Origin of the sequence: Nonomuraea sp. H19 (assembly GCF_052068215.1) — a bacterium.
Classification (GTDB): domain Bacteria; phylum Actinomycetota; class Actinomycetes; order Streptosporangiales; family Streptosporangiaceae; genus Nonomuraea.
This window is the reverse complement of the sequence record NZ_JBQHCV010000051.1, coordinates 1-18,379: the sequence shown is the minus strand read 5'-3', so window position 1 is coordinate 18,379 and position 18,379 is coordinate 1. Positions and strand designations below refer to the sequence as shown.

The window sequence follows — 18,379 nt, the reverse complement described above, 5'->3', positions numbered from 1 at the left end:
GGCACTCTGCTGCCCATCGCTGGTTGCCGCAGGACGCCCACCGACAAATCGGTGAAGGAAAGCCGCGGAAGGCATCAGCACAAGACGAGACGTCGAAGGGCGCTGCTCTGCCGCCCAGGGATCCGCTGTGGTAACCAGCCGGATTGGCCGGCCCACCACGACTGTCAGTCTCCAGACATATCGTGATCCAATGGCTTTATCCGACCTTGATCGCGAGATGGTCCTAGCGGCCATCGAGGAGTACGACCAGTTGGGCCGCGATGCCTTCCTGGAGCGGTATGGCTACCGTGAGGCGCGCGACTACTTCGTGGTCCACAATGGGCGTCGATACGACTCCAAGCCCATCGCCGGCGTGGCACACCGCGGTGTCGACGGGCGTCCACTTCGCGCTTCGGAGTTCTCCGGAGGGGCTGCCACAGTCGGCAGGACCCTCGGCCACCTCGGGTTCCTCGTCACTCAGCACCAGGACGCGTCGCCTGCCAGGGTGTTCCTCGAGAAGATCAGGAATCTCCACACTGCCGCCTTGAACGGTCAATCCAAGCGGCACCAGCCGCTCACGCTGCTGTGGGCCCTCGGTCGAGCCGCGCGCCGAGAGGAACGCCTCGTTCCCTGGGATGTCACTCGGGCTGAGATCAGTGCTCTCATCAGGGAGTTTGGTTTGGACGGCGACAGGCCCAATCCCGAGTACCCGGTCTTGAAGCTCACGCACTTCGAGTTATGGACTCTGCCTGATCATCGAGAGCCACCTCACCCCAGTGGCAGCCCGCCTCTGGGGTGGATGACCCGAAACCAGCCGATCTCCGGTCTACGCGAGTGGGTGTACGACCTGGTGGCGGCGAACGAGGCAGTACGGGCCCAGGCGAGCGCGTACCTCTTGAGCACGTACTTCCAGGACAAGGACCAGAACGCACTGCTCACGCGCGTCGGCCTGGACGCCGTCGACAACGAACCGCCTCCGCGGCCCGATGATGTTCGCACTCCCGGCCGCCGCCCGACCACGGCCAGGCGGATCATCCGGGACAACGCGCTCTCACGGCTGATCAAGACCTTGCATGACCACACATGCCAAATCTGCGGAACTCGGCTGCTGCTCCCTCACGGCCCGTACGCCGAGGGAGCTCACATCCGCCCGCTCGGCAGCCCGCACGACGGTTACGACGTGGCAGGCAACCTCCTGTGCCTCTGCCCCAACGACCACATACTCTTCGACCAGGGCGCGATCACCATCAAGGACGACCTCACGGTGATCGACCGGCTCGCAGGCGAGTCGAGGGGCCGTTTGCGCATCATCGCTGGTCACGACATCGATCCGCAATACTTGGCGTACCACCGAGACATGTACTGACGCCGTCGCTCAGGCCGGACACACCAGAGCGCCCTAGACCCACGTGAACCGTCACGGTCGGGTGCGGGCTGCACCCCGCAATCACCGTCAAAGAGCGACGATCGTGAACCGCTGCGCTTCGCCCGTACGGACTGGGCGTCGGCTAGTACTCCAGTGACACTTCGGGATCTTGAGGGGTCGGGGTCACATAGCTCGGGGTCATGGCCCTCCCGCCCGCGATGGACCCGGCGGCTCACCTGCTCAATGCCCTGAACGGCGTCATGCTCCGCCAGCAGCCGCCGCCACGGCCCCGGGTCGTCCAGCAGGAGGGGGTGCGCCGGAGTCACCGGGGCGCCGGGCGGCGACTCGTACGGGACGCCGTCCGCCGTCCTGACGCTCACCCGCCTGTCCTCGGACACCTCCTTCAGCAGCTCGGCCCGCCCCCTCTACGCGGACCACCAGGTGCCGCAGGCAGGCCGGCCACCAGGGGTCGGGCCACACCCGGCGAGGAGCCCGGCAGGCACCGGCAGCCCGTTCAGCATCCATGACTCTACGGTGGCGCGGCACTCCTTCTTGTGCCCGTCCAGGTGCTCAAGCAGCGCCGCGAACTGCTCACCGACCCGGCTGGACCGCACGGCCCTGGGCACGGACGCCAGCAGCTGGCCGCCGGTCTTCCTGCAGCGCAGGGTCATCCCGTCCAGCACCAGCTCGTGGCCGCGGACGGCGCGGACCCACGTGAGGGGAATCGTCATGGCGACGACTATGTCAGCGGGCACCGACAATCGTCCCGGTCTCGAACGCCGGAGGGTGCTTGATCACGGTTTGGTGTCGCGCGTCCAGATGATCTTGACGTGGGAGCACTCGTGAGACGTTATTAGAACACATGTTCCCGTCCCGGCAGGAGGCTCTCGTGTCCCCATCCCTGGTTCGCCGATTAGTCGCTTACTGCGGCGCCGCCGGCCTGATCACCGGCCTGATCACCGTCACGGCCCCCGCCGCCTCGGCGGCCGGCACCACCACCGACCTCGGGGTCACCGACTCCTACACCGCCGACCTAGCCGTCGGCGGCGGCCGGGTGTTCGTTCCCGCCGGCGACCGCATCATCGTGGCCGACACTGACGGAAACCTCACCGGCGGCGTCGTCACCGGCCTGCCCGGCGTCCAAGAGCTGGCCGTGAACGCGGACGGCACCCGCCTGTACGCGGCTCTCACCGGCTCGAACGAGGTCGCCGAGATCGACACCGCGAGCCTCGCCGTCACCCGCCGGATCGACCTGTCGGCCCACCCCTGCCCGTCCACCCTGGCGTTGCTGGGCGAGCGGTTGTGGGTGGGGCACGGATGCGACAACGGCCCCGGCGGCGTCGTCGGCCTGGATCTCAGCGCGAGCGCCCCGGCGCCCGTGGCGGTCGGGGGCGAGCACCTGCGGCCTCCCGTGCTCGCGGCCGCCGGCGACACGCTCGTGGTCGGCCAGACCGCCCTGCACCACGCCGACATGCTGGTCTACGACCTCGGCGACGGCGCCCCCGCGCTGCGCGGCACGATCGACGGCGAGGAGTGGCGCATCGACTCCCTGCGCGACCTCACCCTGAGCTCCGACGGCGGCACCCTGTTCAGCGCGGCCGATACCCCCGGTCACTTCACCAGGTACGACACCAGGACCCTGGCGGCGACCGGCACCTACGGCGACGGCTGGGACGGGTACCCGTCCGCCGTGGCGCTCGGCTCGGACGGCGCGTACGTCGCGGCCGGAGGCCAGTGGGGCAGCACCGACCTCACCCTCTACGACGCCGCGACGGGCGCGGAACTGTTCGCGGCCGACCAGCCGGACGCCGAACTGCTCTCGGACGGCGTCGCGTTCTCCGGCACGGACGTCTTCGCGCTGCTGCGCAGTTCCACGGACCGGCTGCTGCTGTGGCGGGTGACGGGCGTCGCGCTACCGGCCACCAAGCTCACGGTGACGGCCCCCGCGGACGCGTACGCCGGCTCGCCGATCACCGTCGAGGGGCGGCTCACCCGCGCCGACGGCGAGGCGCTCGGGCTCAAGCCGCTCACGGTGATCCAGTACCTGCCCGGCTGGACGAAACTGCCGATCACCGGCGTGACGACGCGGCAGGACGGCACGTTCACCTTCCAGGACACGCCCGTCTTCGAGCTGCCGCCGTACGTCGGCGAGGTGATCTACTCGGTGTTCTGGGACGGCGACGACGGCCACCGCCGCAGCAGCGCCTCCGTCACCGTGACGGTCAAGCGCGAAGCCACGCTCACCCTGACAGGGCCGCAGTCCGGCGTCGCCGGCACGGCCGTGGAGCTGAGCGGCGTCCTGACGGCGGGCGGCAGGCCGCCCTCTCCGGGGTCCACGCTCACCGTGCAGCGCACCCTGTACGTCAAGGGCACCAGCGGTAAGACCGTCAAGCTCCCGTCGGTGAGGGTGAACGCCGACGGCACGTACACGTTCACCGACACGCCCGCCAACGCCGGCAGGTACAGCTACCTCGCGAGCTATGCGGGGGACGGCGGGACCGGACCGGCCCAGGCCACCCATCAGATCATCGTCAAGTGACCCGATGACCGGTGCCCGGCCGCCGGGCCGGGCACCTCGGCCGGGATCCGGTGGTGACTCACCAGGCCCCGCCGACGTGTTCCAGGAGCCAGGGGACGTACGCCAGGTACGCCTGGATCAGGAGCACCAGCACGTCCGCCGAACGCGGTCGCCAGTCGTCGCTCATCGGCTTCCTTCCCGTGCGCGGATTCACGCTCGTAGCGCTGGGCGGAGGGCCGGGTAGGTCCCCGCCGTACCAGGGCTCGCCCCCAGGGCCGCCGGTGCCGGCGAGCCCGGGGACGGTCCGCTCGGCTGATACTCCAGTGACATTTCGCGATCATGGGTCGGATCTGCGTTGGTAGTGGCAGTGCCGGGCGGTGGCTTGGTGGCGTCGGCGCCAGTGTGACCAGCACAGGATGTCCGTAAGGGGGCGGTGCCGGGTTAGTACGAGTGCGGCGAGCAGCCGGCGGATCTCGGGCAGGGTCAGTGGGATGCGGTCGTCGGTGGTGCTGAGTGGCTGGGCGGCGGCGATGACCGTCAGCACGGCCAGGGCGAGCAGGGCCAGGGTGATGTGCCGGTGCTCAGGCTGTCCGGCCCCGCACCTGGTAGTGGTCCAGGCCGACCTGGCCCTTGGCCGCCTGGAAAGATTTTTCCACAGCCCAGCGAATCCCTGCGAATCTTGACCAGGGCCATCAGCGGGTGCCGGGCAGGGGCGTAGCAGCGGTAGAACGCCAGTTCGCCGGTGGTCAGGTTGCGGCGGATCAGCAGCCACCGATACCCCTGGCTGTGGTCGCCGGTCTCGTCGATGCGGGCCCAGGCGTACCAGCGTGGCCCCTTGGCGCCCTGCCCGGCGCGGTAGTGGTGCCAGTGCCGATCGGCCACCCGGGTGGCGACCTCGGCCGCGCTCACTTGGGCGCCCTCGAGCTCGACGCGCCGGTTGCCCGCGATCGCCAGCACGTATCCCATCCGGCGCGGCTCCAGCGCGGCGCGCAGGCGCGGGTCCTGGCCGTAGACCTCATCGCCGGTCACCCAGCGAGCAAGCACGCCGGCCTGCAGCGCGGCCAGCACCATGGCGGTGGCCAGGGCGGGCTTGGCCGCGAAGCCGACCTCATCCGGGACACCGGCCGCCCGGCAGCGGTCCGGGTCGGCCAGCCAGGTGTGCTCGGGCAGGTAGAGCCGCCGGTCCAGCAGCGCCCGCCCGGTCGGGGTGGCGTAGGCCAGGAATACCCCGACCTGGCAATTCTCGATTCGGCACGCGGTGCCACTGTATTGCCGCTGCACTCCAGCCGAGCCGGTCGGCGACGAAGGCGCGCACGTCATCGCGCACGGCGTCGGCGTCCCACCGGGCGGTGCGCAGCAACCGTTGCAGCCTCTGGGGCCTGGCCAGTCCGGCGTGCTCGGCCAGGTTCCAGCAGTTCTTACGGTCGAGGTCGGCCAGTAGTCCGCGCACGTACGCGGTCGCGGCCCGGCGGGGCTCGACGCGGCCGAACCGGCCGACGATCCGGGTCATCATCTCGTTGAAGATGACCATCCAGCCATCAGGATCTACGCTGTGGCTCGCGGCCACCGCACGGTCTTTTGTTGTCTTCACAAACCACGAATGATCACGCGGTGGCCGTCGCCATGTGACTCCGACCCCTCAAGATCCCGAAGTGTCACTGGAGTACTAGGCGTTGACTCCAGAGGTCGCCATGGAGTATCAGCAGACAATCACGGCCGCTCGCACGCTTGCTCCAGTTATCTGGCACCAGAAGGGAGAGAGCTACATGAGCCAGGCGGTTTTCGGCTTAATTGGGGTCCTGGTGGGCTCCGTCATCACGGCATTCGTAACGATTTACGCGGAACGCCAGAAGGGCAAGCGCGAGGCAGCGCAAAGCGATCGGCAGTACGAGCGGGAGCGCCAGTCAGTACGCGACACGTTCCAGCGAGACAGCATCCTAACCCTTCAGAACGCGATAGCCGATCTAATCAAATCGGCATACGCCGAACTCGACAGGCTCATCGCCGCGACGAAAGAGACTGGACAGTGGCCGGGCCGGCAATGGGAGACTCCTACAGCTGTCGGATGGTCCGCCTCTTTGCTGCTGCTGAAGTCGTCTCGGGCTCGGGTCTTCAACGAAGAGATCCGCTCGCTGGCCACGGAGCTCGAGAAGGCGGCAGGGGACTCTATCTGGGCCAACAGCCTCGATGAGGCAGAACAGCACAGCAAGCGCATCGAACCACTGCTCGATCGCTTCAACGATGCGGTCGCCCGCACGCTACCTTCGCTCTACTGAGGTTGAGAGCCAGCGGTGGGAGGGCCGCAAGTCAGACATCAGCTGACACACTTGCCCCTCCCATCCAATCCAATCCAATCCAATCCAATGCTGATGTAATCTCGCCGTCGAGGAAGCCCGAAAGTAGCACAGCTACCATTCGGGACGGACTCCCGAACACCTCTTCGAGGCAGCAGGACGTGGCCCGCTGAAATGCGGGGGAAGGCGGTAGGAAGGTGTGGACTGATCGGCCTGCCAAGCTCTAAGGACAGCAAAGGCTCGAGTGGCCTATACCGGACATGGATCCATCAAGGCCGAGGAGGGTCGACTTGCGCGTCTTTCCAAAAAGGATAGTCACGTAGTTGCTAGAAATCTTCCGAAGTCAGTTTTATGACCTGAAGAGAGCGCCGAAGAGCAGAAGACCGAAGAGCAGAAGACCCGCACGCAGGACCTCCATGGGTAGAGCCTCAACGAGTAGACGTCTCGAAGCGTAGAGCCTCAACGAGTAGAAGCCTGCGAGCGGAGCCTCATGAGGGTAGAGGGTCGAGTGAGGAGAAGAGGAAGGCAGTCGAGAATGAACGGTGTTCGATCGCTCTATCGAACGGCGCGCCTCGCTGCGGCAGTTATGATTCTGCTCGCCGGGTGCACGCCGTCAAAGGCGGGCCTCTACGAAGACGAGCGGGCGTTCGCGGAACTCGTCCTCAGTGCCCTGTCGGTTGCCCACCCGGACTACAGCTTCAGCCCAGCCCCCACTCACGAAAGGAGGACGGACGGTCTGTCGGTGACGCTGACCGCACATCCCATTGGTGCCTTCATGGCGGGGGATGTAGGCACGGTGACGGTCTCAGTGGTGTATGACCAAAACACGAGGGTCACGCGCGTGTCCTCGCTCCCCAAAACGCGCCTCGGGCGTGTGCTAAAGCTATTGGGGACCTCGAAAGAGAGCGGTAGAGCCATGCAGGACACACGGGAACTGCTTTCAAATATGGGGAGCAGTGTTGAGGTGGTGGCTGTTGCCGAGCTTGCTGAACCGATGTCAGATTCTGCGGTCCTGCGAGATGACTCGCGGCTGGCCCAGCCCCAGCGGGTGTTACTGTCGCCAGGAGGCGGTGAACTACTCCTCGGCAATAGTCTCTACTGCGGCCGAACATGCGATGGGCACTCCTATGCGGCCTCCTTTCAGGAATGGGTGTCCACCCTACAGCCTCAAGACCAGCCCACTCTGAAGGCGTTTGGCCTGAACCTGAGTAGTCTAAGAGCGGCTGCGCAGCAGTCCAAGATCTACAGCACGATCTATGAGAACTACGATGCGGAAACACTGTTGAAGATCTCCAAAGATCCCAAGGTGAGGGCGCTGTATGTGGCGGACGTCAACTTGAAGTGTGCCTCCGATACCGCCGCTCTCTGCGAACCGGCAAGGAACTGGAGAGTTTTCAGGATGGGAGTTACGTGCGTAAGTGTCTCCCGCTGGTTGGGTGACGGTTGTTCGCGCGGTGGGGCTATTCCAGAGGGATGAGGTATCCCGAAGGCGGTGGGTTAACCGCCGCATCCCGGGCCCGGCGGAACAGGTGCGCATGCAGGCAGCCGACCGATTCGCCTAAGGCGCCACGGACACGCAGGTGGCGGCCGAGTTCCGCGTCAGCCGGATGTCGGCCAATCGCTGGCACCGCGCCTTCGACGCCGGCGGCCGGGAGGCGCTGCTGTCCAAGGGGCCCGGGCGGGGAGAAGTTCAAGCTGACCGAGCGCAGTTGCAGACGTTGCAGCAGGCGTTGGACGAGGGGGCCGGCCGCGTACGGCTGGGGCGAGAATCAGTGCTGGACGCTGGCGGCGGATCACCGAGTTGATCTGGGAGCTGTTCCGGGTGTCCTACACGCTGTCGGGAGTGGACTATCTGCTGCACCGGCTGGGCTGGAGCTGGCAGGTACCCATGCGTCCACGGATGGCTCGGTCGGATGGTGCTCTTGCAGCATCCACGCACCGTCCTTGCCTGTCATGCGCTGCTTCCCTTCCTCACCGTTCCTGCCAGCACTTCCGCAAGTGTTCCCAGCGATCTTCTCGTACATCCAGCGTTCTGCAATTCGTCGTCGGCTGAACCTCTGCGTTTGCTCCAGCAGTACGCCGACTTGGGGCCGATCTACGTTGGCGCGCAAGGGTCGCATCGACCAGCAGTTGCTTCGGCAACTCGGCTCACCGGGGTGCAACGAGTCCGTCACATCGGGTTTAATTAATGGCTGCCGCGCGGCTTCCACTTCTCGGGCCTGGCGGCCCTGCGGTGCGGGGCCACTCGCCACCGAGTGACGTGGTGGCCGGCCTCGGCGGGTGCAGGGATATGCGCGAGATGATCTTCCGGATGGTACGGGCCGCGCGAAGCATCTACGCAGGTCAGAGCTCACGAGCCAGCCGTACAGCCACCACTCTCCTACAGAGGTGCTTTCCAGCGTGCCACGCTGGCTACGGCCCTATCGGACGACTGGAACTCTTGGCCAGTTCATCCGGCGCGGCCGTGCTGGACAGCGCTGCGCCATTCCCATGGCCTCTCGTACAAGGACCTGGAACGGGCCGCGCGGCTGGACCGGTTGCCGTCCCGCAAGGGTAGCGACCTACTGAGCGGCACAACGCAGTCGACCTGGGGGCGCATGGAGCTGTTCTTGCGGGCCTGTGGGCTGGACGCCGAAGATCGGCGGCCGTGGCGAGCGGCGTGGGCCCGGGCAGGCGGCCGGCCCGGTCGGTGCGGTCCGGGCGGAGAAGGCACAGCCGCGCCGACTGGGGTGCACGCGGTCATCAACGCCCAGGGAGCGGTCGAGGCGCTCCCGGTGTACGTCGAACGCGACACTGACACCGCTGAGCCGCTTCGGCATTGGGAGCGTACTACGCCTTGCTTCTACTGCTCCTTGTCGCATGACGATGCGCATTCATGCCGTCAAGAACCGACGCGCAGCACGTGCTGGCGGCAGCGGATGTGAACACATGGCGCTCGACGTCGAACACGTATTTGGTGGAATCGTGAGTTGCGTAAGCGGGGCGTAGTGCATACTTCTGATCATCAAACGCCTTATGGCGTCTTCACCGTGTGGTAGTACTCAGACTGTGAGGGACGAAGATGTACAGTTGGGATGCGGAGATCTCGGTCAAGGCGTTTCTGCACCTGCCGTTTCGCACCCTGAGTGACGGTGGATTCGCCGGGTTGGTGTTCCTGCTCGCCCGTTCGGCCGATGCTCCGGAGTTGCAGCGGACGTTCTTCCGGAACTGGGCGGACATCGACGACCTCACCGGACGTTATTTGGGAGTGTTCACCCCCGCGCCCGGGCGCATCACACTGTCCTCAGAACGTGCAACGTGGTCTAGCTACGAGCCGCAGGTCCTACTGGTGGACGGCGTGCAGTGCGCCTCGAACAAGCGTAAATTGTACAGCTCTTCACGAGTGTCCCCATGGGCGGTCCGGATGGCCGCGGAGCGGCCCAATGTACGCAGGCCCAAAGGGCAAACATCCACCGCTGTCGCCACACCGACCCCACCAAGCCCCTTGCGTGAGCACCAAATAGCGCTCACCCGAGCTGTCACTCACATGCAGGAGTTCTTCGGCATACCGGAGTCCTTAGTGCCCTGCGTCGTGGTCGTCTCGCTGCAGGAGCGGACGGTATTCGCAATTCCGCTGGAGGAGGATTCCAGCGTGTATCGATTCCTCAAGAAGATCAAGACGAGGATCGAACCCGTGCTGCCGAGGATCAGGGAAAAGGAGTTGGAACTGGAGTCGGCGAAGGAGGCACGCGTCGCCAATCGCCGTGATATTGGCGTGCGGAAGGTGGCGGCTCAGGCGGTCACCAAGGACTGGGAGCGATACCGCGCCGAAATTGCGAAAGAGCTGGACGATGTCGCTGTCAGATGGGACGGTGAGGAGGCACGTCTTTGCCGGTGGATGGCAGCGCGGCTGCGCGCCGGGAAACCACTCGGCATCGCGGACCGCGCGCCCTCGCGCACACTGCTGTACCTGCTGAACAGAGATAAGGCGTCCGGCAGGCTCCCGAGGAGACTGCGGCGCGCCCTGGCCAAGATGACCGCCGGTTACCTCGAACAACAGCCCGCGGTGATACGGCTGGCAGATGCGAAGGCGGAAGGCTTGGGCATCGAGCAGAGAATCGGCCGGATCAAGGCCGAAATGGACAGCATGGGCGCGGAACTGCGTCTTGCTGATGCGGTGATCGCCGCAGCTCAAGATCTCAACCTGCGGCGGGAGGTTTCGACGGACCTGTTGCCGGAGCGGGATCTACAGTGGCCGATCAGAGTATTGTCGCGGCAACCTAGATCCCCCAGGCCGACGATCAAACCTAGGCTGGGTTGATGACGGAGAAGGCACCGTCGGGCGGCCGCTACCTCTCCCTCCTCTTGGACCAGTTGGCCGACGAACGGGCACTCAAAGGGGCACTCGAACAGCGAGCCATCGTCGTCATATCAACCTCTGGCACCCTGGTCGCGATCGTTCTCGGCTTCGTCTCACTGGCCGCGCGTACGCAGGCTTATGCCGTGCCACAGCCGACGGTGCTGTTGCTCACATGTGCCTTCGGCGCGCTCATCGCCGCCGCGATCACGGGTTTGCTCATCAACCTGCCGGTGCGTACATACGTGATCGACGACGCCGAACTGGTCAAGGCGGCCGATCAGCCCGACTGGCACATCGCCGACGAAGAGAGTACGCGGGAGGAGTACCAGCTTCAAGCGAGCTTGATGGTCAAACTGAGGCGGGTCAACAGGGTGCGCGTCAGGCTATTGTTCATCGCACTGCTGCTGGAGGTCCTGGCGCTGATCCTGATGGTCGCCAGCATTGTGGTCGCCCTTCAAACGCTTCCGTAGGCGGACTCAGCCTGGCACAGGCACCCCACAGTGTAGGTCCGTGTGACTCCGAGTGAGGTGGTGGCACCCTCGACTGGTGCAGGGACATGCGCGGGATGATCTTCCGAACGATGCGGGCGGTGCGAATCATCTGTGCAGGTCAGAGCGCGTAATCCAGCTGGACAGCTACCACTCTCCTAACTTTGCGCTCTTATGGACTGCCACAGGGCTTACGCTCTTCGGCCGCGTGGACGCTCGTGCCGTGGTGCTTGTGCTTTCCGGAGGTGTAGGCCCGCTCGTCGGCAAGGCATCGATGGGATCCGGGTGCCGTCGAGGATGGCGTAGGTCAGCCAGTAGACGCGCTAGACGGCGGCATGGCCGTTGTCGGCGCGATCTCTGCCCAGCCCCTCTATCGTCGGGCCTTGCCGCCGGGCGACCGGTCGGCCGCGGGGATGATCCCCCCGTCATCACTTTCCGAGGTGACGATGTTGTGCTCCCGGGCACGAGGGATGGCCTTCATAGGCATCTCAGCCTGCTCTATCGGTCTGGTAAGGGGAGTCGGCCGAATGCCGACGCTCGCGTCTCGCGGGTCCAGAAGATCGGGAATTAGACATTACCGATTTCGATCTTGTGTTCGATATAAGGCAAATGTAAAGATCAACTTGCTTATCCCTCCACACGATCGAGGTGAACTTGAACGCATCAAGACGATCACGCATTGCGCATTCCCGATTACTGATCGCGGCAATGGCGCTTTCCGTGACCGCGTCATTCCTTCCCACAGACGCAGCCGCCGCCCAGCCATCTCCCACAGCGAGCCCCTCCACTAAGGACACCACGCCCCTGTCCCCGGTCGACTCGGCCAAGGCAGAGGCGAAAACGGCCGGCCGTCAGGTGGAGATCCCCAGCCTGCACACCGAGGCCTCGACCACCTACGCCAACAGCGACGGCAAGACTCTCGCCACCGAGTTCTACACCGACCCCATCCGCTTCAAACAAGGCGACGCCTGGCAGTCGGTCGACACCACCCTGGTGGCCGAGAACGGCACCATCAAGCCGCGCGCCACCAAAGCCGGCCTCACGCTCTCGCCCGGTGGCGGCACCGACCTACTCACCGCGACGAGCCAGCGCGACGGGTCGACGATCAAGATCTCCGCCCCCCAGAAGCTGCCCGCTCCCAAGCTCTCGGGCAACAGAGCCGAGTACGCCAACGCCTACGGCCCGGGCATCGATCTCGCTGTCATCGCGAATCCGACGGGATTCCGGCAAGAAGTGGTCATCAGGCAGCGACCGGCCAGCCTGCTGGAACTCTCGGTCCCGATCCAACTGCCCGCCGGGCTCTCCTTCGACGAGACCTCTACGGGAAAGCTGGCACTGCACGACAGCACCGCCAACGCCAAACGTCGCACCACCGAGATCCCGACTCCGCTGCTGACCGACGCCAGCGCAGACATCAGCGTCGGCGAAGAAGGGCAAGTCGGCAAGGTGACCACCGCGGTGGAGAAGACCGCGGCAGGTCAGTCGCTCGTGTACAAACCTGACGCGAGCTTCCTTGCCGATCCGGACGTCACCTACCCAGTCTCCCTCGTCGTAGCCGACGACATCGTCTGGACTCAACTGCCGAACGCCAACGACACGTTCATCAACAACTCCTCCTATCAGAACGGCTACGCCAACAGCGGCGCCTACCACCTGCAGGCCGGCATGACCAACAGCGGAACCGTCCGCTGGCGCACCTACATCCGCTTCGAAGACATCCCCGAGGACTCCCCCCTGCGGGGTGGCCGGGTGACCAACGCCGACCTCGTCCTGTGGAACATCGACTCCAACGACTGCGGCCTACCGGTCGGCTCGGGCATCACCGCCCGCAGGATTATCCAGCGGTGGGACGTCTCCACGCTCACGTGGAGCAACCAGCCGACGGTGACCAACGAGGGCGCCGACACCGAATACGGCGCCTACAAGCCGACGTGCACCCGCGGCTACATGGACTACGAACACGACCTGATTCACTTTGTGAACCCGATCGCGCAGGCGTGGGCCAACGGCGAGCCCAACTACGGATTCCAGCTCACCTCTGGCAACGAATCCGAGAACACCAACTGGCGCGCGTACCGCTCGAAGGAGTACGTCTCAAGCGGCGAGGCCCACGGTCCCAAACTGGTGATCGGGTATGAGCCCGCCAGGGAAGTCATGGTGGCATGGGAGTCGGACGCGGAGGTGCCCGAATGGCCGACGTACTCCGAAGCCGTCGCCATGCAGGCTGACCCGCGCCAGGTCACGGCTCCACCGATCGACAACGCGCAGGCGGACGAGCTCGAAGGAATGCGCGGGCAGCCCTACGAGGTCGGCCCGGAGCTCCTGCATCCGTTGCCCGGCGAACCGACCACTTCTCCAGGCCCGGATCCGGACACGCCTGACGATCAGACTCCGCCTGTCGTGGTGTCGGTCCAGCCGGAGGCGGGAGCGCCCAATGTGCCCGTGGACTCGCCGCTCACGGTCACGTTCGACGAGCCCGTGTGGGATCCGGAGTTCTCGCTGAAAGACCAGGCGGGCGCTCAGGTAGCCGGCACTACGGCCATGAGCGCGGACCGCAAAGTACTCACTTTCACCCCCGCTCAAACGCTCAAGGCCAGCGCACAGTATCTCGCCGAAGTCCGTGAGGTGACGGACGAGGAGGGAAATACCGCCAACCCGTATTCGTGGTCGTTCACGACCGAGAAGGACACTACGGTGCCGCAGGTCACGACCGTCGCCCCGGCGGACGGCGCCACCGGGGTGTCACTTAAGGAAAAGGTGACGGTGACCTTCAGCGAGTCGGTGTCTGACGCGCAGATCGTGTTGAAGGACAGTTCGGGGCAACCGATGCCTGGGGATGTCGCGGTCGACAGCGATGGCAAGGTGTGGACCTTCACGCCCGCCGGTCCGCTGGCGTGGAACGGCACGTATTCGGTGGAGGTGAGCGCCGCCAAAGACACCTCCGGCAACGTGATGGCGCCATATATGTGGTCGTTCGCCACGGTCACCGACCGTACCGCGCCGAGTGTGACGGAAACCAGCCCTGCCAAGGACGCCACCGCGGTCCGGGTGACTTCGAAGATCAAGGTGACCTTTTCGGAGCCGGTGGGCGATGCCCAGATCGCGGTGACCGATCCGGCCGGGGTGCAGGTTCCAGGAGACGTCACCGTTGATGCCGAGGGCAAGGTGTGGACGCTGACCTTCGGCGGGCCGCTGGCCCCTGAGACCACCTATACCGTCACTGTCAGCGGCGCCAAGGATCCCGCGGGCAACGCCATGGATCCGTACTCGTGGTCCTTCACCACCGCGCAGCCGGACATCACCGCGCCGACGGTCGCCGAGACGGTCCCGGCGGCCGACGCGACGGATGCGCCCCTTGCCGGTCCGGTCAAGGCGACCTTCAGCGAGGAGGTGACCGAGGGGAAGATCACGGTCAAGGACCCCGCGGGCAATCCGGTCGCCGGTACTACCACCGCGGATTCGGTCACCATGTTGTCCTTCGTCCCGGCTCAGTCGTTTGAGGGAGGCGCCAGGTACACCGTCGAGGTGAGCGGTGCTAAGGACGAGGCGGGCAACGTGATGGCAGCGTTCACCTGGTCGTTCACGACCGTGGAACCGCCACCGCCGCCGAATTCCCCCACGGTGACCAGCGCGTACGTGTTGCCCACGAACAACAATGGGGCCGCCACGACGCTGATCCCGACGTTCTACGGCACGCTCCAGGACCCACAGGGGCGCTCGTCGACCATGACAGTACAGGTGGAGCATGATCCGTCCGCTCCCAGCCAGGGCACCGGCCTGATCTGGTCGGGCACTACTACCAGCACCACTACCAGTGGCAGTACCGCCTACCTCACCACTCCTTCAGGCAAGCTCACCGACGGGTGGAAGGTCCGCTGGCGCGCCCGCGCCACCGCCGCAGGAGTCAACGGCGCTTGGACCTCCTGGCGCAGCTTAACCGTGGACGTCTCCAAGCCGTCGGTAACCAGCGAGTACGTATCGCCCACCAACACCAGCGGGGCCGTCACGACGCTGACCCCAACGTTCTACGGCAAGGTCACCGACCCCGACGGCCGCTCTTCCGCCATGACCATCGAGATCGAACACGACCCAACCGTTCCCAACCAGGGCACCGGCTCGATCTGGTCCAGCACCAGTGGCACCACCTCAAGCGGCAACACCGCCTTTATCACCACCGCTTCGGGGAAACTGACCGACGGGTGGAAGGTCCGCTGGCGCGCCCGCGCCACCGCCGCAGGAGTCAACGGCGCTTGGACCTCCTGGCGCAGCTTAACCGTGGACGTCTCCAAGCCGTCGGTGGCCAACGAGTACGTATCGCCCACCAACACCAGCGGGGCCGCCACGACGCTGACCCCAACGTTCTACGGCAAGGTCACCGACCCCGACGGCCGCTCCTCCACCATGACCATCGAGATCGAACACGACCCAACCGCCACCAGCCAAGGCACCGGCCTGATCTGGTCCGGCACCACCACCAGCACCACTACCAGTGGCAGCACCGCCTGGATCACCACACCGACGGGGAAGCTCACTGACGGGTGGAAGGTCCGCTGGCGCGCCCGCGCCACCGCCGCAGGAGTCAACGGCGCTTGGACCTCCTGGCGCAGCTTAACCGTGGACGTCTCCAAGCCGTCGGTGGCCAACGAGTACGTATCGCCCACCAACACCAGCGGGGCCGCCACGACGCTGACCCCAACGTTCTACGGCAAGGTCACCGACCCCGACGGCCGCTCCTCCACCATGACCATCGAGATCGAACACGACCCAACCGCCACCAGCCAAGGCACCGGCCTGATCTGGTCCGGCACCAGTGGCAGCACCTCAAGCGGCAACACCGCCTTTATCACCACCGCCTCGGGAAAACTCACCAACGGGTGGAAGGTCCGCTGGCGCGCCCGCGCCACCGCAGCCGGAGTCAACGGCGCCTGGACCTCCTGGCATAGCCTCACCGTCAGCGCGTCCGCTCCGTCACGCGCAGTGGCTCAGGACCCGTCTCCCACGGACAAGCCGTTCAACTACGAGCGGATGACGCTCGAGCAGTGCACCCAGGTCCGCAAGGACGGCGGACGGCCGTATCACGCGTTCGGCTGGGCCAAGGTCACGCCCTACACCGCCTGCTACAGCAGGTGGAAGGGATGGGGCGTCTACAAAGTGGACTTCCTGACCGGCCTGCCGGCGGAGCCCATCAAGAACGGCGTGATGATGGAGACGTCGCTCGTTATGAACACCTACCTCGGTACTCAGGACGGAAACGGCGTGCAGGGCGCCGGAGTCGGAGGCTCGGCTCTCAGGCCCCGCGACATCTCGGTGTTCACCTCGGTCAGGAACATCAAGGTGATACGGGATGGGCAGGAGATCCCGCCTCCCGACGAGTTCAAGCTCGAACTGGACATCGACACCATCGGATCGGACGGTTCCTCCTGTGACTGGATCATCGGAGAGCGGCGTCTCGATCCGCTCAGCAAGTGGGTCGCGGACGGCTACGACGAGTTCCTCTTCAGGTCAAACGGCGACAATTTCGTGACCTGCACCATCAAGCCGACGATCTGGCTCTATCATCCGGCTTGGATATTCGAAAACAATGCCAAGGTGCCCCTGTGGGCCAAACCGGAAATCGAGCGGGTTCCGAGCAGGCGCGATCCTCTCGTACCCACCGTCCGCTGCGACAGCCTCCCTATGGGGCCAAACAAGGATCAGTACGTCGTCATCTACAAGGGTGCCTGCAGGTTCCTGGGGGCTGACAGGATCTTCCGAATGTCCCGATCGGACCAGTATGCCCAGGAGGTCGCCCAGCATATCTGGGACGCCTTCAACGACTCCACGAACACCAAGCCACCCAAACGCAACGACTTCGGCGAGATAGTCCGAAAGGATATTCCAGGAAACTACGACGCACCCCGCTTCCTGCCCGGCGGCGTTGAGAATCCGTCCGGAAAGGCGCTCACCAAAATCAATGAGGGCACCCTGGCCGCAGACGGAAAGAAGATGCGAGGCAAGAACCGATATTGGACTCGCAAAGCCTGCCTGGACTACTATCCGAACTGGACCGAGAAAGATCAGGAGTGCGATGAGTTCCCGTTCGCCTCGACGAAAGAGGGCGCTGGCGATGGATTCTTGACGACCGATGGCAAGTGGTTCCGCTGGGAAAACGCCTCGGCACGTGCCGTGAAGAAAGCACACAACCAGGTGGCCGGACGGGATCTCTGGCTCTTCTACGCTCGTTATCGAGTAGTCAACAACAGCAAGTTCTGGGTCAGCGTCAAGTAGCCGCCCGCGGAACAGGTGCCCGATCTCATGGTCGAGCACCTGTTCCGCCGTCTTATTGAAAGGGCACTCATGCCTCACCCGACCGATCTGTATGACCTGATGGTCTCTTTCGATCTCGATAGCGAGGAATACTCGGGCTTCCACCTGATGTGGGCGGAGGGAATGGGCGCCAACGAGCTGTGCCGCCGTCTGGGCGGCGACCTGGCCAGCGCGTTCCGGTGCGACATCAACAACATGGCGCGACCAGACGCGGAGCAAGGTCCCAGCATGTGGGCTGGCACGGCCAACGGCTGGGCGCAGGCCTTGGTCTTCCAGCTTTACACTTCGCCAATGTCCTTCCTCCAACAGGTGTCGCGCGGCACGCGAGCGCTCAGCATCCAATGCGGCTACTCCACCTATCGCCTCGACTGGGCAGTTGACGGGGTCCTCGTCACCTGCTTTCCTATCGACTGGCCGACCGAGCGGGGAGGTTTCGACCCGCACGCCCTCGACCCGCTCATGGAGGGATTGGCCTTCCAACTGGACAACCCTGATGATTACAGCATCAAAGACCCGGTGACCATCGAGGTCAGCGTCACTTCCGCCCTACGGTTGGCAGGCCGAATCACCGGGCGCGAGATCGACGCGAAATGGCTGAACGCCGTGCATAGCTGCTACTCCCTTAGGTCGAACTAACCGCAAAGGCGTGCTGATGCCGGACTCACGCTGCCGACCCGCTGCCGACATGGAGCAGGCCAACCGCCGCATCCGAGCCCTGCTTACCGTGGCGTCTGCCATGTGCTGCGGCGAAACGCCGATCTGAGTGAGCGCGGCACCGCGACTTTCCTCGGTATGGCGCAATTCATCGAACGGCTCCAGGTAATTACCGTGGAGTGCAGGACAACGTAGCCGCCGGCGGTGGGATGAGGTTGTGCAGTACGCGGCTCTACACTCATCAAGCTCGGGGACATACCAGGGATGATCTCGGCCGCTCAAGCTTCGAGACAGGGTATTTACGCAGGTCAACAGGCCAGATTAGGCGGCAGTACATCCGCTCTCCTAAAGCGGGTGCCGCAGACATCCGATCTGCCCAAGTTGTCAAGCCATGGCCTTCGATCGCGGTTGGAAGGCGACATCTTCGTTGTAGGT

General features: G+C 65.0%; 11 protein-coding genes and 2 pseudogenes. 10 read left to right on the top strand and 3 right to left on the bottom strand.

Annotation, left to right across the window (positions count from 1 at the left end; all coding sequences use genetic code 11):
* The first annotated feature begins 127 nt into the window (after positions 1–127).
* On the top strand, positions 128–1,345 hold the full coding sequence (locus tag ACTMTI_RS53330) for an HNH endonuclease (protein WP_441128731.1): 1,218 nt from the start codon (positions 128–130) through the stop codon (positions 1,343–1,345).
* Here the strand turns inward: ACTMTI_RS53330 and ACTMTI_RS53325 are convergent.
* The gene (locus ACTMTI_RS53325) at positions 1,297–1,725 is read right to left on the bottom strand and encodes a hypothetical protein (protein ID WP_441128762.1); all 429 of its coding nucleotides are present in this window, start codon (positions 1,723–1,725) and stop codon (positions 1,297–1,299) included. The two genes, ACTMTI_RS53330 and ACTMTI_RS53325, sit on opposite strands and share 49 nt — an antisense overlap.
* A 45-nt stretch (positions 1,726–1,770) precedes the next feature.
* On the bottom strand, positions 1,771–2,076 hold the full coding sequence (locus tag ACTMTI_RS53320; RefSeq protein WP_441128729.1) for a hypothetical protein: 306 nt from the start codon (positions 2,074–2,076) through the stop codon (positions 1,771–1,773).
* A gap of 158 nt (positions 2,077–2,234) precedes the next feature.
* On the opposite strand from ACTMTI_RS53320, the gene ACTMTI_RS53315 reads away from it, so the two are divergent.
* Complete coding sequence (locus ACTMTI_RS53315) at positions 2,235–3,884, top strand: hypothetical protein (protein ID WP_441128728.1); 1,650 nt, start codon at positions 2,235–2,237, stop codon at positions 3,882–3,884.
* A gap of 316 nt (positions 3,885–4,200) precedes the next feature.
* Here ACTMTI_RS53315 and ACTMTI_RS53310 read toward each other — a convergent pair.
* A pseudogene (locus tag ACTMTI_RS53310) lies at positions 4,201–5,373 on the bottom strand (IS701 family transposase).
* Positions 5,374–5,554: 181 nt separating this feature from the next.
* Between ACTMTI_RS53310 and ACTMTI_RS53305 the strand changes: the two are divergent.
* The 8 genes and pseudogenes from ACTMTI_RS53305 (at position 5,555) to ACTMTI_RS53270 (ending at position 17,926) form a co-directional block, all read left to right on the top strand.
* Positions 5,555–6,139, top strand: a complete 585-nt coding sequence (locus tag ACTMTI_RS53305; protein WP_441128726.1) for a hypothetical protein — start codon at positions 5,555–5,557, stop codon at positions 6,137–6,139.
* Between the two features lie 508 nt (positions 6,140–6,647).
* On the top strand, positions 6,648–7,634 hold the full coding sequence (locus ACTMTI_RS53300; protein ID WP_441128724.1) for a hypothetical protein: 987 nt from the start codon (positions 6,648–6,650) through the stop codon (positions 7,632–7,634).
* Between the two features lie 97 nt (positions 7,635–7,731).
* A pseudogene (locus ACTMTI_RS53295) lies at positions 7,732–7,962 on the top strand (hypothetical protein); the annotation flags it as partial.
* On the top strand, positions 7,926–8,210 hold the full coding sequence (locus ACTMTI_RS53290; RefSeq protein ID WP_441128761.1) for a helix-turn-helix domain-containing protein: 285 nt from the start codon (positions 7,926–7,928) through the stop codon (positions 8,208–8,210). The pseudogene ACTMTI_RS53295 and the gene ACTMTI_RS53290, both read left to right, overlap by 37 nt.
* A gap of 1,008 nt (positions 8,211–9,218) precedes the next feature.
* Positions 9,219–10,457 (top strand): hypothetical protein, encoded by a 1,239-nt coding sequence (locus ACTMTI_RS53285; protein WP_441128723.1) that lies wholly within the window; start codon positions 9,219–9,221, stop codon positions 10,455–10,457.
* The gene (locus ACTMTI_RS53280) at positions 10,457–10,966 is read left to right on the top strand and encodes a hypothetical protein (protein WP_441128721.1); all 510 of its coding nucleotides are present in this window, start codon (positions 10,457–10,459) and stop codon (positions 10,964–10,966) included. The genes ACTMTI_RS53285 and ACTMTI_RS53280 overlap by 1 nt, the downstream gene beginning before the upstream one ends.
* Before the next feature lie 666 nt (positions 10,967–11,632).
* A complete protein-coding gene (locus ACTMTI_RS53275) occupies positions 11,633–17,251 on the top strand; it encodes an Ig-like domain-containing protein (protein WP_441128719.1) in 5,619 nt (1,872 codons plus the stop codon).
* Positions 17,252–17,278: 27 nt separating this feature from the next.
* The gene (locus ACTMTI_RS53270; protein WP_441128718.1) at positions 17,279–17,926 is read left to right on the top strand and encodes a DUF6461 domain-containing protein; all 648 of its coding nucleotides are present in this window, start codon (positions 17,279–17,281) and stop codon (positions 17,924–17,926) included.
* Positions 17,927–18,379: the final 453 nt, after the last annotated feature.